This window comes from Spirosoma pulveris (assembly GCF_054781875.1).
Window position 1 is genome coordinate 183,155 of record NZ_BAAGTO010000002.1, and the last position, 14,856, is coordinate 198,010.

The 14,856-nt window shown below is 47.8% G+C and carries 20 protein-coding genes; 15 read left to right on the forward strand and 5 right to left on the reverse strand.

Annotation, left to right across the window (positions count from 1 at the left end):
* Positions 1-41: 41 nt before the first annotated feature.
* The 4 genes from ACYVJM_RS09040 to ACYVJM_RS09055 all read left to right on the forward strand — a co-directional run bounded on the left by ACYVJM_RS09040 (position 42) and on the right by ACYVJM_RS09055 (position 1,922).
* Positions 42-377, forward strand: a complete 336-nt coding sequence (locus tag ACYVJM_RS09040) for a translation initiation factor (protein ID WP_461147895.1) — start codon at positions 42-44, stop codon at positions 375-377.
* 112 nt (positions 378-489) lie between these two features.
* Positions 490-861 (forward strand): DUF2200 domain-containing protein, encoded by a 372-nt coding sequence (locus tag ACYVJM_RS09045; protein WP_461147896.1) that lies wholly within the window; start codon positions 490-492, stop codon positions 859-861.
* Positions 862-876: 15 nt separating this feature from the next.
* Complete coding sequence (locus tag ACYVJM_RS09050) at positions 877-1,323, forward strand: VOC family protein (RefSeq protein WP_461147897.1); 447 nt, start codon at positions 877-879, stop codon at positions 1,321-1,323.
* A gap of 20 nt (positions 1,324-1,343) precedes the next feature.
* A complete protein-coding gene (locus tag ACYVJM_RS09055; protein ID WP_461147898.1) occupies positions 1,344-1,922 on the forward strand; it encodes a YdeI/OmpD-associated family protein in 579 nt (192 codons plus the stop codon).
* A 205-nt stretch (positions 1,923-2,127) separates the two neighbouring features.
* Here ACYVJM_RS09055 and ACYVJM_RS09060 read toward each other — a convergent pair whose 3' ends face one another.
* Positions 2,128-3,633, reverse strand: a complete 1,506-nt coding sequence (locus ACYVJM_RS09060) for a peptide MFS transporter (RefSeq protein ID WP_461147899.1) — start codon at positions 3,631-3,633, stop codon at positions 2,128-2,130.
* 265 nt (positions 3,634-3,898) lie between these two features.
* On the opposite strand from ACYVJM_RS09060, the gene ACYVJM_RS09065 reads away from it, so the two are divergent.
* The 4 genes from ACYVJM_RS09065 (at position 3,899) to ACYVJM_RS09080 (ending at position 6,884) form a co-directional block, all read left to right on the forward strand.
* The gene (locus ACYVJM_RS09065; RefSeq protein ID WP_461147900.1) at positions 3,899-4,564 is read left to right on the forward strand and encodes a peptidoglycan DD-metalloendopeptidase family protein; all 666 of its coding nucleotides are present in this window, start codon (positions 3,899-3,901) and stop codon (positions 4,562-4,564) included.
* A 70-nt stretch (positions 4,565-4,634) separates the two neighbouring features.
* Positions 4,635-5,135 carry a GbsR/MarR family transcriptional regulator gene (locus ACYVJM_RS09070; protein WP_461147901.1) on the forward strand — a complete coding sequence of 167 codons (501 nt, stop codon included), beginning with the start codon at positions 4,635-4,637 and terminating at the stop codon, positions 5,133-5,135.
* Between the two features lie 46 nt (positions 5,136-5,181).
* Positions 5,182-5,949: a thiol-disulfide oxidoreductase DCC family protein gene (locus tag ACYVJM_RS09075; RefSeq protein ID WP_461147902.1), complete on the forward strand. Its 768-nt coding sequence runs from the start codon at positions 5,182-5,184 to the stop codon at positions 5,947-5,949.
* Positions 5,946-6,884, forward strand: coding sequence for a TIGR01777 family oxidoreductase (locus ACYVJM_RS09080; protein WP_461147903.1), 939 nt, complete (start codon positions 5,946-5,948; stop codon positions 6,882-6,884). Before ACYVJM_RS09075 ends, ACYVJM_RS09080 begins: the two co-directional genes overlap by 4 nt.
* Here ACYVJM_RS09080 and ACYVJM_RS09085 read toward each other — a convergent pair whose 3' ends face one another.
* Positions 6,885-7,679, reverse strand: coding sequence for an alpha/beta fold hydrolase (locus ACYVJM_RS09085; protein WP_461147904.1), 795 nt, complete (start codon positions 7,677-7,679; stop codon positions 6,885-6,887).
* A 100-nt stretch (positions 7,680-7,779) separates the two neighbouring features.
* Here ACYVJM_RS09085 and ACYVJM_RS09090 point away from each other — a divergent pair, with 100 nt between their 5' ends.
* The 4 genes from ACYVJM_RS09090 to ACYVJM_RS09105 all read left to right on the forward strand — a co-directional run bounded on the left by ACYVJM_RS09090 (position 7,780) and on the right by ACYVJM_RS09105 (position 9,502).
* A complete protein-coding gene (locus ACYVJM_RS09090) occupies positions 7,780-8,031 on the forward strand; it encodes a hypothetical protein (RefSeq protein ID WP_461147905.1) in 252 nt (83 codons plus the stop codon).
* A 50-nt stretch (positions 8,032-8,081) separates the two neighbouring features.
* Positions 8,082-8,339, forward strand: a complete 258-nt coding sequence (locus ACYVJM_RS09095; protein WP_461147906.1) for a hypothetical protein — start codon at positions 8,082-8,084, stop codon at positions 8,337-8,339.
* A complete protein-coding gene (locus ACYVJM_RS09100) occupies positions 8,329-8,718 on the forward strand; it encodes a DoxX family protein (protein ID WP_461147907.1) in 390 nt (129 codons plus the stop codon). The genes ACYVJM_RS09095 and ACYVJM_RS09100 overlap by 11 nt, the downstream gene beginning before the upstream one ends.
* 70 nt (positions 8,719-8,788) lie before the next feature.
* Complete coding sequence (locus ACYVJM_RS09105; RefSeq protein ID WP_461147908.1) at positions 8,789-9,502, forward strand: hypothetical protein; 714 nt, start codon at positions 8,789-8,791, stop codon at positions 9,500-9,502.
* 624 nt (positions 9,503-10,126) lie between these two features.
* Here ACYVJM_RS09105 and ACYVJM_RS09110 read toward each other — a convergent pair.
* From ACYVJM_RS09110 to ACYVJM_RS09120, 3 genes are all read right to left on the reverse strand, one after another.
* Positions 10,127-10,378, reverse strand: coding sequence for a hypothetical protein (locus tag ACYVJM_RS09110; RefSeq protein ID WP_461147909.1), 252 nt, complete (start codon positions 10,376-10,378; stop codon positions 10,127-10,129).
* Positions 10,379-10,607: 229 nt separating this feature from the next.
* Positions 10,608-10,859, reverse strand: a complete 252-nt coding sequence (locus ACYVJM_RS09115; protein WP_461147910.1) for a hypothetical protein — start codon at positions 10,857-10,859, stop codon at positions 10,608-10,610.
* A gap of 222 nt (positions 10,860-11,081) precedes the next feature.
* Positions 11,082-11,462, reverse strand: coding sequence for a phage tail protein (locus ACYVJM_RS09120; RefSeq protein ID WP_461147911.1), 381 nt, complete (start codon positions 11,460-11,462; stop codon positions 11,082-11,084).
* 644 nt (positions 11,463-12,106) lie between these two features.
* Here ACYVJM_RS09120 and sufB point away from each other — a divergent pair.
* From sufB to ACYVJM_RS09135, 3 genes are all read left to right on the forward strand, one after another.
* The gene (gene sufB / locus ACYVJM_RS09125) at positions 12,107-13,600 is read left to right on the forward strand and encodes a Fe-S cluster assembly protein SufB (protein ID WP_461147912.1); all 1,494 of its coding nucleotides are present in this window, start codon (positions 12,107-12,109) and stop codon (positions 13,598-13,600) included.
* 72 nt (positions 13,601-13,672) lie between these two features.
* Positions 13,673-13,873 (forward strand): DUF4177 domain-containing protein, encoded by a 201-nt coding sequence (locus ACYVJM_RS09130; RefSeq protein WP_461147913.1) that lies wholly within the window; start codon positions 13,673-13,675, stop codon positions 13,871-13,873.
* Positions 13,874-13,954: 81 nt separating this feature from the next.
* Entirely contained in the window at positions 13,955-14,767 is an 813-nt protein-coding gene (locus tag ACYVJM_RS09135) for a peptidoglycan-binding domain-containing protein (RefSeq protein ID WP_461147914.1), read from the forward strand.
* Positions 14,768-14,856: the final 89 nt, after the last annotated feature.

Below are 14,856 nucleotides of genomic sequence, written 5' to 3' on the forward strand. Positions count from 1 at the left end.
ACTGGGGAAAGGGGTTATTTTTGCTTGCAAACTATACACCTATGAGTAAGAAAAATAGAACCGGCATTCTGTATTCGACCGATCCGGATTTTCAATACCAGTCTGACGAAGAGCCGGAAGCCGAAACCCTACCCCCTGCTCAGCAGAATCTTAAAATCTGGCTCGTCAAGATGGGCGGTAATAAAGTGGTAACGACTGTTCGCGACTTCGTCGGCACCGAAGCCGACTTAGCAGACTTGGGCAAGCAGTTGAAATCTGCCTGTGGCGCAGGCGGCTCAACGAAAGCCAACGAAATCCTGATTCAGGGCGACCATCGCGATAAGGTGCTGACGTGGCTAATTGGGAAGGAGTATAAAGCCAAAAAAGCAGGTGGCTAAAAAGGACGGTATGCTTTAGAATAGGCACTGTACTTCTTCATGAAATCGCTAAGCAGAAACCCGTTATGCGTCAGTGCAAAGCGATACAAAACACCAGAGACTTAAAAAGAAAATGAATAATGAACTTAATCATGATGAGCGGATTGCAAGATTGACTTTTACGTCAGTATATCCGCTTTATCTTGCAAAAGTTGAGAGAAAAAACAGAACGAAAGAAGAACTGCATCAAGTAATTGAATGGCTAACTGGTTATGACGACAAAGCACTTCAATTTTATATCGACAAAAAGGTGAGTTTTGAAGAGTTCTTTCAGAAAGCTAAAATGAACCCTAATACGCACCTCATTACGGGCACAATTTGTGGCTATCGGGTGGAAGAAATCGCAAATCCGCTAACACAACAGGTAAGGTATCTGGACAAACTCGTCGACGAATTGGCAAAAGGAAAAACCTTGACTAAAATCTTAAGAAAACAAACAATCTAACAACCCTTTACTCGTATGGCACTTATCAATCCGCACATCAACTTCAACGGAAATGCTGAAGAAGCATTTACTTTTTACAAATCAGTATTTGGTGGAGAGCTCGCAATGATCATGCGCTTCAAAGATATGCCCAATGCGGGATTTCCAATAAACGAAAAGGATGCGAACAAGATCATGCACATTGCTTTACCAATTGGCCAAAATATCCTGATGGGCAATGACATTCCTGAAAGTATGGGGCAAGTGAGTGAAAACGAAAACAGGTCAAAAATATCCATCAGTGCTGAAAGCCGGGAAGAGGCCGATAAATTGTTTAGTGGACTTTCAGCAGGCGGAACGATCGAAATGCCCATTGGAGACAGTCCATGGGGTTCCTATTTTGCCATGTTTAGGGATAAGTACGGTATTGAGTGGATGGTAGATTTTGATCCAAAATATAATGGAAAAATAGAAGCAGCATAACCATCCAACACTAAAATAATATGAACCCAAAGGTTGATTTCTTTTTCACTAAAGCCGAAAAGTGGCAGAACGAATACGAGAAATTAAGAACGATTGTTCTTGACTGCGGACTGATCGAAGAATTGAAATGGGGCGTTCCCTGTTACACATTTCAGAAGCATAACGTTGTTATAATACATGGCTTCAAAGATTACTGTGCGCTTCTGTTTCACAAAGGTGCCTTATTGCATGATGCCGATCATATCTTAACTCAGCCAACAGAGAATGTACAGGCAACCCGTCAAATTCGGTTCAGCAGTATTCAGAAAATAATAACCTTGGAACCCATCTTGAAAACGTACATCTATGAAGCCATTGAAATAGAAAGAGCTGGGTTAAAAGTCGAATTAAAGAAAACAGCAGAGTTCACCGTCACGGAGGAATTTCAAACCAAACTAGATGAAGTTCCGGCTCTTAAAGCCGCGTTTGAAGCCCTTACGCCGGGACGCCAACGTGCTTATCTTTTACACTTTTCTGCTCCCAAACAAGCCAAAACCCGGGAGTCAAGAGTTGAAAAATGTATGCCTAACATTCTTAACGGGAAGGGGCTAACCGATTAGTAGCTATTCCCCAGCTACGCCTGTGCAAATCGCCTGTCCCACCGGCCAATCCATACGTGTAATACCCGGATGGCTTATCGGAAGAACGAACTAAGGTGCGTTTAGCCGGGCTTCATGGCCGGCACAGACCCATAAAAAAAGTGTATGATATAGTACCCCTCGGCACTCTATATCATACACCTTACAACTTATATCCTGCATCACTTTATACGATCCCTCCCATCCACTTCTTCAGGGGCCTGGTAAAGAGTAAAAGGACAGCGCCTGCGATGAGCGTAAATACAGCTACGCTCTGGAAAAGACCAGGCATTTGCTGCACGTTTTTTTCATCGAAACCACCAGCAAACAGCCCTGCGATCAAGTTACCAAGCGACGACCCCACGAACCACAGTCCCATTAATTGGCTGGTATATCGTTTGGGCGACAGTTTGGAAAACGCACTCAGCCCCACCGGACTTAAGAACAATTCGGCCACGGTAAAAAACAGGTAGGTAGTGGTCAGATACAGAGGTGAGGTGCGTACACCTGTCAGGGCAGCATTAGCCGCAAAAACCATCACGACATAAGCCAGGCCAAGTAGCAGGAGCGAAACGGCAAACTTGGCCGGGACCGGGAAGTCAATCTTATTGTTCGCCAGAAAGACCCATAGCGCAGCCATTACCGGCGAGAAGATTAAAATAAAGGCAGGGTTAAGATTCTGAAACCAGCTTGACGGTATTTGCCAGCCGAAAAACAATAAATCGGTGTATCGGTCCGCGAAAATTTGCAGCGACGATCCCTGCTGTTCATTGCCTGCCCAGTACATAGCGGCAGCCAGGAAAAAGACAAATAATACGACGACTCGCTTTTTCTCTATACTATCCAGCCCACCCGCAACCAGAATATAGACGAAATAACTCAAGGCAATGAGGGAAATTATAGTACCCATCGCCTTGGCCAAACCCTGTGCGGTGGTCAGGTCGAGGATACCCGTCAACTGCAACGTGGCCATCAAGGCTACAATAAACGCGACAAACACAAGCAGTGATCGGTTTCCGCTCGACGACTGCCCGGGGGTTTTGGGCGCCTGGGCAGCAAAATTGCCCTTATCGCCGAGATAACGCTGGCCAAACGTTCGGTAGGTGACGATACCCAATGCCATCGCTATGGCAGCCGCGCCAAATCCATAGTGCCAGCCAACTTTCTGTCCCAGATAGCCAACAATGGAAATACCGAGCAGTGAACCGGTATTGATACCCATGTAGAATATCGAAAAAGCCGCATCTTTACGAGCGCCACCTTCGGGATACAATTCACCAACGATGCTGCTGATATTTGGCTTCAGCAAACCCGTACCCAATGCAACTACGCATAACCCGCTATAGAACAGACCAGGCCCCGACGGAAAAGCCAGTATGATATGTCCCAGCATAATGATTATGCCGCCATACCAAATTGATTTGCGCTGTCCCAGTATATTATCGGCTATCCACCCGCCCGGCAAGGAGAGAAGGTAAACCGATGCGGTATAGATACCATAAATAGCCGCTCCATCGGCTTCACTAAGACCCAATCCACCCCGAACATTGTCAATCAGGAACAGAAGCAGAATAGCCCGCATACCGTAGTAGCTGAACCGCTCCCACATCTCCGTGAAAAACAAAACAAAAAGTCCCATCGGGTGGCCAAACAAAGTGGCCGTACGCACGGGCTTAGCAGCAGTAACATCCATAAAATTAGGTTAAGCAGTCAGTTTGCCGAAGAATATAATCGTTCGCGATCGTAAAATCGCGTTCAATACGTAAAAAAATAGGTGTAAATATATCTTTGATAGTCGAGACTGCCAAAGGTGGAGCAGCGACTGCTTTTTATAAAACGCATACTTATCACCGACATATATCTCTTGTCGAAACGGCAAGTTCCTGATACATTTCAGGCAAAGTTTCTTATGTTTAAAGCCGGCTAACGCCTTGCACGGTTATTGATTTCCTTCGTTCATGCTGCTTCCCTTCGATTTCCGGAAAGACCCCTACCTCATCCTTGATTTTTCCGCCACTAACCCTGACCTGATTGCTGATCCGAATCGGCCCAATGGCTTAGACCTGACCAATACAGCCGCTTTTTCGGACTATGTGTTCGGCAAAATGCGGGCAGCAGGCGTTACCATTGGCGTAGGCGGCTACAACGAACACCGGGTCATATACCGGCGAAGTGAGCACTTTTCCAGTACCGAAGAACCCCGTGAAATTCACCTCGGTATCGACTTTTGGGCCGAAGCCGGAACGCCTGTTTTCGCGACGATGGATGGCATTGTTCACAGCTTTCAGGACAATAACAACTTCGGTGATTATGGACCAACCATTATTCTGGAACATGCGGAGCCGAATGTACTCGCCCGTTACTCACTCTACGGCCACCTGACCCGCGCATCGTTGACGGGGCTATATGAAGGAAAAGCTGTCAAAGCCGGAGAAAAGGTGGGCGAAATAGGCCCCTACCCCGAAAACGGCGATTGGCCCCCGCATTTGCATTTTCAGCTCATGACCGACATACTGGGCCTCAAAGGTGACTTCCCCGGCGTTTGCTCCTTAGCCGATCGGGCAAAATTCCTGGCCCTCTGTCCTAACCCGAACCAGTTATTGCACCTAGCAGGACTCCCATGAGCACATATGCCACAGAAATAAACTTTCAAATTATTTTGAAAGTTTAAAAACAAACATTTACCTTTGGCACATGACATTCGAAGAAGCCAAAGAAAAATTCATTCATACCTGGGGGACGCTGGCCACCCAGTGGGGAATCAACCGCTCGATGGCTCAACTTCACGCGGTACTTTTAATCTCGCCGGAAGCTATGTCGACGGAGGATGTGATGGAGCAGCTCCAGATTTCACGAGGTAACGCCAGCATGAACCTGCGCGACCTGATGGATTGGGGGCTTATTTACAAACAACTCAAACCAGGTGAACGCCGGGAGTTTTTTATCGCCGAAAAAGACATCTGGAAGGTGGCCCGACAGGTAGCCAAAGAACGTCGCCGACGGGAGATCACGCCCGTTGTAGAGGTATTGGATGAGTTGAAATCCATCGCAACCGACACACCCGAAGCCATTGAATTTCAGCGTGTCATGACTGGATTAAGCAGTGTTGTTGGCTTTGCCGACAATACCCTGAATGCGGTTATTAAAGCCGAAGAAAACTGGCTGATGGGGCAGTTCATGAAGGTGTTTCGATGATATTTTTTTGGCACTATGTTTCAAATATTTCTGAAAATACAAAACAATGAAAAAGCTAATTATCTATGATGAAAGCTGCCCCATGTGTAAGCTGTATACGAGGGGCATGGTAGCTGGCAACCATAGCGAAAGTCTGGCGCGCATGAGCAGTGGGCAATTGACCCATGACCTGATCAGACGACTGGATCCTCAACGGGCACGACACGAAATACCGCTCGTTGATCTCGACGGAGGTGAAACAGTATACGGCGTTGACACCTGGCTGTACGCCATTGGCCAACGCCACAAGCAACTGGCAGGATTCTTATCTACGAGCTGGCTCAAGTTGATTATCAAAAGGTTGTATGCCTTTATTTCCTACAACCGGCGCATCATCATTACATCCGCACCGGGGCGCTGGAACCTCATGGATCTCCAACCCGATTTCCATGCCGGGCACCGACTGGCTTTTATCATGGTGATTTCCAGCTTGATCGGCGTACTTTTCTCCGCTGTCAATGTTCCCATCTGGGCACCAGCAGCAATAGCGTTGTTAATCGGGCAACTAACGATTACCTCTCTGTATCTGCTACGCCAGCGGCCCGAGGACTTCGGACAGATGATGCTGGACTATACCGGGCATTTCGGAATGAGCCTGCTGCTGGGCAGCGTGGTTAGTGCTATTGGAATAAGCGTTGGCTGGCCCGCCCTTTTTTACTCAGGGTACGCCCTTATGATCGGACAACATTACATCCGCACCTATCGGCTCGGCCTGAATCCGTGGCTGAGTGTCTGCTTTACGATTCTTGTCTTTCTGCTGATTTTACCACGATGAAAACACGTAAGATCATACTCGCCGGAGGCAGTGGCTTTGTTGGTCAGCTATTAATTGATTACTGGCAGCACGCGGCTGTTGATATTGTCGTTCTCGCCAGAAGACAGTACGCAGACAACGGCCGCATCCGTTATGTAGTGTGGGATGGCGAAACCCTGGGCGCCTGGGTTCAGGAACTTGACCAGGCAGATGTAGTAATTAATCTGTCTGGCAAATCAGTAGACTGCCGTTACACAACTGCCAACAAGGAACTCATTATTCGTTCACGCGTCAACTCCACGAGGGTATTGGGCGAGGGTATCCGGCTGGTACAAAAGCCACCCCATTTATGGATTAACGCAGCCTCAGCTACTATTTATCGTCACGCACCCGACAGACCAATGGACGAATTAACCGGCGATATAGACAATGGACTGCCGGAGCATGAGTTTTCTGTACAGGTATGTAAACGATGGGAAGAAACCTTCCGGAAAGCCAATACACCAGAAACGGTCCGGAAAGTAGCGCTGCGAATGGCCATTGTGCTTGGAAAAAAAGGGGGCGTCTTTCCCGTACTAAAACGCCTGGTCCGCTTTGGGTTGGGTGGTAAAATGGGCAATGGCGATCAATTTATCAGTTGGCTCCACGAACAGGATTTAGGACGGATTTTCGACTTTATTATTGAAAACGACTTCATTAGCGGTACGCTCAATGCCACATCTCCTAACCCTGTTCGTAACCATCAATTCATGACATTGCTACGGCAGTCCCTTACCGTTCCCTTTGGCTTGCCAGCAGCTGAATGGATGCTGAAAGTGGGCGCTTTATTCCTAAGAACAGAAACCGAGTTGATCCTTAAAAGCAGAAATGTAGTTCCCAAACGTTTGCTTGATGCTGGCTTTACGTTTGCCTACCCGAACGTGCAGGACGCCATAAAGGCACTAACGGCCCGTTGATTACTTCGTCAAAAACTCAACCACTGCTTTGGCAAACTCCGGCGTACGCATAGCTCCGCCATGATCGCCGGGCACCATTACTAAGCGAGATCCGGGAATGGCATCGACCAGGGTTTTCGGGTCGCCGTTGTCAGAATCTTTATCACCGTTAACGACGAGCACCGGTACGTTAATCTTTGCCAGCTCCGCCCGACTAGTTACGGGCTGAAACTCCTGCAAACGAGCCAGTACAACCGTATCGGCACCCGATTTTTTGGCATAATCAATAGCTCCCTGCAATTCAGGATGGCTGCCGGGTTTTGTCAGGGCCTCATGAAAATTTTTGCGTCGATACCAGTTAGGGTCGGAGAAGTCGACGCTGATGCCGCCCATGACCGCTTTATGCACCTGCTTATCCATCGTTAGTAATTTCGCCGTCAGGATTGCCCCGCGCGAGTAGCCTACCACATCGTAATTTGTCAGGCCGAGGTGCTTCACCAAGGCGATCACATCCTTTAGTTCGGCGTTATCGCGATAGGCTTCGGCCGTATGGGGTTTGTCGGACAGGCCATTTCCCCGTAAATCGAGCATAACTACTTTAAAACCGGCATCGGCCAGCGCCTGTCGAACATCGGCCCGTTTCCAGCTTTCGCTATTCGAGATGAAGCCGTGCAGTAAAACAACCGGCTTGCCCGTACCCAGAACATCATAATGGATCTTAGTACCATCGAATGATGTGAACAGGGGTTCACGGCTTGTCTGTGCCCGAACAAGACCGGAAAGTAAGAGTCCGGCAACTAAGAAAAGAGACTTCATACAGTATGTATAGCTATAGCATAGGCTTAGTGGTTAAATAAGTCTAACCTTTAGCCAATCTACCGGGTTATAGGAAATTACAACAAACCACTCAACGACAATGGCAACGCTGCTAAACGCTCATCTGGCCGAAGAGACTGAGGTAATTGGTTCTCGCATCGCCCGAATTGACCCCGACAATTTCCGAAATCAACGCCCTGATGACACCGCTACTGACGATCAGGATGAAGAGAAAACCGGTTTGTTCGACGAACCCGTTGATGACGAAGGTGACCCCACCGGCGAGCATGACCATCATCAGGATGATAACTACGCGCTGGGTGGACACGTGACCCGCTCAGGCAGTGTGTAATTATAAAAAATAGCCATCAGTTTAATCATTCACCTTCACATATCTACTACATGAGCGGTAACGAGAACACAGACTATATGCCTGCCAATGACGAAAACCAGGGCGTTATGACCAAGTTGATGCAGGGCGAAGCAGCCGGAGGTGGTGTTGCTCAGGCAGACTATATGAACCCCATCACCAATCAGGGGCCCGAGCCGGAAAAAGCGGAGGTCAACGATTCGGACGAAGAGTCGATTGGCGTAAATGACGACTTACTGGCGGAGGAAGATGTTGAAAATGGCACGATAGACGAAGAAGATGACGAATAACCAACTAGCGCAACTCGTCATTCGTATTGGCCTGGGCATCAATATGCTTATGCATGGCCTTGTTCGTTTGCCTAAGCTCGGCACATTTGTGGCAAAAACGGAAGTTGGCTTTGCCAATACTATTTTGCCATTGCTACTGGTCAGATTCTTTTTGTTTACTCTTCCCTTTCTCGAACTGGCCACGGGCATCCTTATTTTACTGGGTGGGCAGTTCACCAGGTGGGGGTATTTCATTGGCGGCCTTCTCATCGCAGCCCTTTTAGTGGGAACAACTCTAAAAGAAGACTGGAATACGGCTGGCACGCAAATGATTTATGTAATAGCGTTTTATCTTGGGTTGCGCGGACTGGACCCCTACAGTCGCGGTCGTTTTCGCTAGTTTTTTACGTCAGTTTTACAACGGTTAAGAATTCGAATGAGTCTGTAGAGCAAACAAACTGAGTTATTCAATGAAATCAACGTTGTTATTGATGTCCGTTTTAACGGCTAATGTACTCACATTCACCGCATGCACAGACGACTCTGTACCGGCAACACCGGGCCTCCCCTATCAGTCTTCGTTTCAACGCGATGCAGGCGGCTGGGTTGCGGGACTGACCGATTACGGAACGGCACAGGAAAGTATTATGGAGTTTAAATCGGCCTGGAAAGGACTCCCGGCTCCGCTGGACACCACCCGCAAGTCGATCATGGTTGAAAGCATGAACCGCAGTGATGATGCTTTCATGTTCATCAAAAAGAAAGTGACGGGCCTAACGCCAAACACCGACTACTCATTGATCTTCGACATCGAATTAGCGTCTCAGTATCCAAGCAATTCCATTGGCATCGGTGGCTCGCCCGGAGGCAGTGTTTTTCTTAAAGTAGGTGCTTCGCCCGTTGAGCCGGTGAAGGTGCTGAAAGATGATTTTTATACGATAAACATTGATAAGGGTTCACAGAACAACGATGGGAAAGACGCCATCCGGATAGGAGACATCGGTACGGGCGACTCGGAGGAAGTCTACAAGCTCATTACCCGTTCCAACCAGGCAACTCCCTTCAATACACGAACAAACGCCCAGGGCGAACTCTGGCTGATTGTGGGTACAGACTCCGGCTTCGAAGGACTTACAACCCTGTATTACAGCAAGATAACCGTCACCCCCAAAGCGACGAAGTAAGCCATAGTAGATAGTACACGAGAAGGCCGCTCTTCAATGAAGAGCGGCCTTCTCGTGTACTATCGTAATCTGTTTGGCACAATTTGGGCGGCTACTTAACCAAATGTGCCAAAGCCATCTACAGACGAACCCGTTTTTAATGTTAATGCCTTTACACTTCCCAATTATTTCAGGTGAGGTGTTTTATATGCTTTTTTGATGATTGGATTCTCTTACGCGTCTTTGCCTTCCTGAGTTTAATAAGATTTGTGTGGTGATTGCCGTGGTGTCAACTTGTTGACAAGATTATGTCTATTCGACAACAAGTCGGTATTGTCGTCTCTGGCTTCGTCCCTAAACAGTAATCAGATACACACCTCCCGATAATTTCTCCGTGGTCCGAAGCAGCAAGCTCCCCAACTATATACCTTGCTTCTGAAAGGACACAGCACGACCGTTCACCCTGTTGAACTGGATAGTTGCCGTTTCCGGCTCATCCAGGCGAAGTGTAAACAGCCCCTCCTGTATGACTGAATTTGGGGATACCCCATAGGCATCGTCCCGAAGCACCACCGCCACAGCCGGGTGTACAGTCGCTTTGCCGTTTAAGTCGGTTTGCGTTAGCCGGTAGTAACTAGTGCCCTGCTAGAGCGTCTGATCAACAAAATGATACTTTTTCAGGGCCTTGCTTTCTGAAGTTAATTCTCTCACCTCGCCCACCGTTTCGAAGCGAAGTAAGTCCTTACTGCGTTCGATCAGGAAGCCTTTGTTGCTGGTTTCGAAGGACGTTACCCGGTCAAGTGATACCGTGCGATTAGCCTCTGCTTTTGCCGTAAAAGACACCAGGCTAACCGGCAATGGATTACCATTGGCTACAGTGATCCTGGATAATGCCAAGGTAGTCGGGGTAAACAGCAGGCTGGCTGTGACGGGTGGCGAGCTCGTTCGGCTGGCTGAATAGATTTTTGGAAGCGAATTTCGAACATCGCCAACCAGTATACGACTATTAGGCTAATCAACGGCCAGTTCGCCGGGAGCGCTTACAAAATTAGTGGCGACCAGTTCATCCCCGGTACCGTTAAAATTAATACGTCGTAACTGATCCTGAGATGCGTCGGTAGATACGTTATCCGTTATGTTTACCCGCTTTGGTGTCAACACCAATACCACTGGCAAACGTGTTGGCGGCAAGGATGACGATCGTAGTAGCCAATGCTGATGATGCCAGATTTAAGGCTACAATTTTAGAGGCTGTTCCCCAAAGATCTGACATGAACAAGCGATCACTCTGTACGTCCAGCGAGATAGGCCCTGGTGCATTCACATAACCCGTTCCTGTCAATACATCGTTAGTTCCATTCAGATTAATTCGATGCAACTCATCGACGACAAAAACGTAGAACTGGCACCCGTTGACAGATTGACCGCATAGATTCTTGGCATTACAGTTACCCTTGCTTCAGTTACGAACGCCCGATTATTCGCATAATCAATAACCATTGACCTGGGCGAGTCAGCGAAGTTGGTAGCTATCTGTGTATCGCCTGACCCATCGGCGTTTATTTTTCTTAGTTCATCAGCTCGGCTTGTCGGTATACTATCATTCAGCAGATAATAAAATCGCTACCCCCATGCCTATGGCCTGGCTGTACTGGTAACGGTAGAGTCTCGTACGCATTGACAGGCAATTCGTTATTGTCGATAATGGCTTCCGGTACTTTCCCCGCAGGTGAGTTACTGCTGCCTGGCTGAAATGAATAGGTGCACGTCCCTGTAAGTTGAGTAACGTGAATGTGGTGCTTACTTCCTCACCGCCATACATAGTACCTAAGAGTGAAAATAGGGCTGTATTTTGAGCAATTGACATGATCTGCCCGTTGCAGAGAGCCCAGCCTCTTGAGGTAAAATTGAATCCAAAACACTGAATTTGACCGATGAAAGGTCCCTTAAAGAAAGTTGAAAATTGGAATGTATGAGACAAATAAGAATACGCATTTCCCCATTCAGCCTAAGCTAAAGAGTTACTCAACCACCCAAAAGGGCACTTTAAGCGACGATCTGAACGCAATCGAGCAGGCCTTTTGACAAAACTGTTACACGACACCTACCAGGTTATGTACAGGTGCGTAAACACAACGCAAACAGGACAATCAACGAAGAAAAAATACTGAAAGAGAAATAGGACAATCTACTAAACTAATTTTAGTAAATTATATATAAATACTGGATTCTATTTAACTTAAACCCTCTATATTTATAAAAATAAAATTATTTAAGTATACTTAAATTTCCATAAAACTCAAGTTTAAATACTTAAAATTTCTATAATGGAGTTATTACACAAGAATGGTTTGCTATTTTTTTTCCATCCTATAATTCAGCAAGTTGGCAGTCAATAATAAGCGATCAGATTACCTTAACGACGAAGTAGCGCACTTGCTGTTTAATCAGCGTTTCAGAAAGCACTCAATTGCCTGTACGTACAAGTAGATAGACTATCCACATTGAATACCGGAAATAGCCGAAAGTTTCCGATATTTGTCCAACCTGCCCGGAACGTAGCCACCCGGCAGATTGTTAAAAATATGTTGCCGTGGTGCATAAACCACGCAATTAACCGAGACTATGAGCAAGGACGCGGATATCTTAGAAAGTATAACTAACTCTGAATATAAGTACGGATTTGAGACGATTATTGAGGCCGATGAGGCCCCTATGGGTCTCGATGAAAGCACCATTCGGTTCATTTCTGCTAAAAAGAACGAACCTGAGTGGCTCCTTGAAAGCCGCCTGAAGGCGTTCCGTATGTGGCAGGAAATGACCGAGCCCAAATGGCCCAATGTTAGTTATCCCAAGATAGACTATCAGGCTATTAAGTACTACTCTGCCCCTAAGCAGAAGAAAACTGTTAATTCGCTCGACGAAATTGACCCCGAATTGCTGGATACGTTCAACCGGCTCGGCATTTCGCTCGTCGAACAAAAGCGTCTGGCAGGCGTCGTTGATTCCAGCGTTTTAGACGCAGCCCCGGGCGACCGTCCACGGGTTGCAGTCGATGCCGTAATGGACTCTGTATCTGTAGCTACGACCTTTAAGAAAGACCTGGCCGAGCGCGGTATCATTTTCTGCTCTATTTCAGAGGCCGTTCATGAGCATCCCGAACTGGTAAAAAAATACATGGGCTCCGTTGTGCCTGCTAAAGACAACTATTTCGCAGCCCTGAATGCGGCCGTTTTTACCGATGGCTCGTTCTGTTATATTCCTAAAGGCGTTCGCTGCCCGATGGAGTTATCGACCTACTTCCGCATCAACGCGGCCGGTACGGGTCAGTTTGAACGGACGCTCATCATTGCCGATGAAGGCTCGTACGTAAGCTATCTGGAAGGCTGCACGGCCCCCATGCGCGATGAGAACCAGCTTCATGCAGCCGTGGTCGAACTGATTGCCATGGGTAATGCCGAAATCAAATATTCGACTGTACAGAACTGGTACCCCGGCGATAAGGACGGTAAAGGCGGCATTTATAACTTCGTAACCAAGCGCGGTATCTGCGACGGCCCGAATGCCAAGATCTCCTGGACGCAGGTTGAAACAGGTTCGTCTATCACCTGGAAATACCCGTCGGTTATTCTGAAAGGCGATAATTCTATTGGTGAGTTCTACTCCGTAGCCGTTACCAACAACATGCAGCAGGCCGATACGGGTACAAAAATGATCCACATCGGCAAAAATACCAAAAGCCGGATTGTATCGAAGGGTATTTCGGCGGGCAAGAGCCAGAACTCCTACCGGGGTTTGGTGCAGGTAATGAAGCGTGCCGAGAACGCCCGTAACTACTCGCAATGTGATTCGTTGCTGTTAGGTGACAAATGCGGTGCTCATACCTTCCCCTACCTGGAAGTGAGCAACCCATCGGCTACTGTCGAGCACGAAGCGACCACCTCGAAAATCGGTGAAGATCAGTTGTTCTATTGCAACCAGCGCGGTATCCCAACCGAACAGGCTGTAGCCCTGATCATTAACGGTTACGCCAAGGAAGTACTCAACCAACTCCCAATGGAGTTTGCGGTCGAAGCGCAAAAGTTGCTGGCCATTAGTCTGGAAGGCAGCGTTGGTTAACCCGCTACGTTCTTATTTTATCTATATTGAAGCTCCTACGGAAACGTAGGAGCTTTTTTTATAGACTATCCCATGAAAAAATTTGAATACTTGGTACTAGACGTAGCCTCCACTGGTTTCTGGAGCAATAAAATTGATACGCAAGAGTTAACGGACACCCTGAACCAGCTAGGCAGTGAGGGTTGGGAATTAACATCCATGGTCGATGTAAACCAGCAGCAGGGAGCAACAAAAGGGTTGCTGGTTACGCTAAAGCGGGAGTTAACCAATTGATAGAGAAGCTCCTTATGAAAGTACCCCTCATGCGTAGGAAATAACCCGAATGGGCTTTTGGCTGCATAATTGCAAACGATCATGCTTAAAACGGCCTATCAGAACGAATTACACTTTACGTCTACACAGCAAAAAGACAGCAGCGGACCAGACGTCCGTCGGATTCAGGAGTGGCTCTGCCTGAATGCGCTCCGATACCCAACTGCCGCCCTGACCACATCACTTGATGGTGAGTTTGGCCCGGCTACCAAACTGGCGGTCAAGAATTTTCAGGCCGTCCTCAAACTCCCTCAAACCGGCATTGTTACACCCGATTTATTTGCAAAATTAAGCGCCCCGCTGGCTGCGGGTTTTCAGGCCAGACCAGCGAGCAATGACATTCGAAAGGCCGTTGTACAATTGGCGCAGACGCATCTAAAACAGCGCTCGGCGGAATTACAATGCGGTGATGGCCAGAACCTTGGCCCCTGGGTTCGTAGCTATTGCGATGGGCTCGACGGTTCACTGTTTAAGTGGTGTGCAGGGTTTGTTCAGTCTATTCTGGACCAGGCCGCTTCCAGTGCCGGTCGTTCGTTTACAGCTATCATGCCAAGAACCCTAAGTTGCGACACGCTGGCTTTGAGCGGACAGGCAACCGGGCGACTTATTCGCAGTGAAGCGGTACGTAAGAACCCGGAGCGTATTCGCCCGGGCGACGTTTTTCTGCTCCGCACCTCCATTCCGGCCGACGACTGGTACCACACAGGCCTTATTACAGCTATTTCGGGCGATGTAGTCGAAACAATTGAGGGAAACACCGACCTTAAAGGGGGTAGCAATGGGACAGCCGTTTTCGCCAGAGTGCGCAACTTCCGCAAAACCACACTCGACCTTTTTACGATTGACGGCTTATAGCACCTGTCTCGTCTAAACCCTATTTTTCCAGTGGGACAAAGGTTAACTATACAGCACCTTTTGACGTTAGTACGTATGGATTGAAGGGG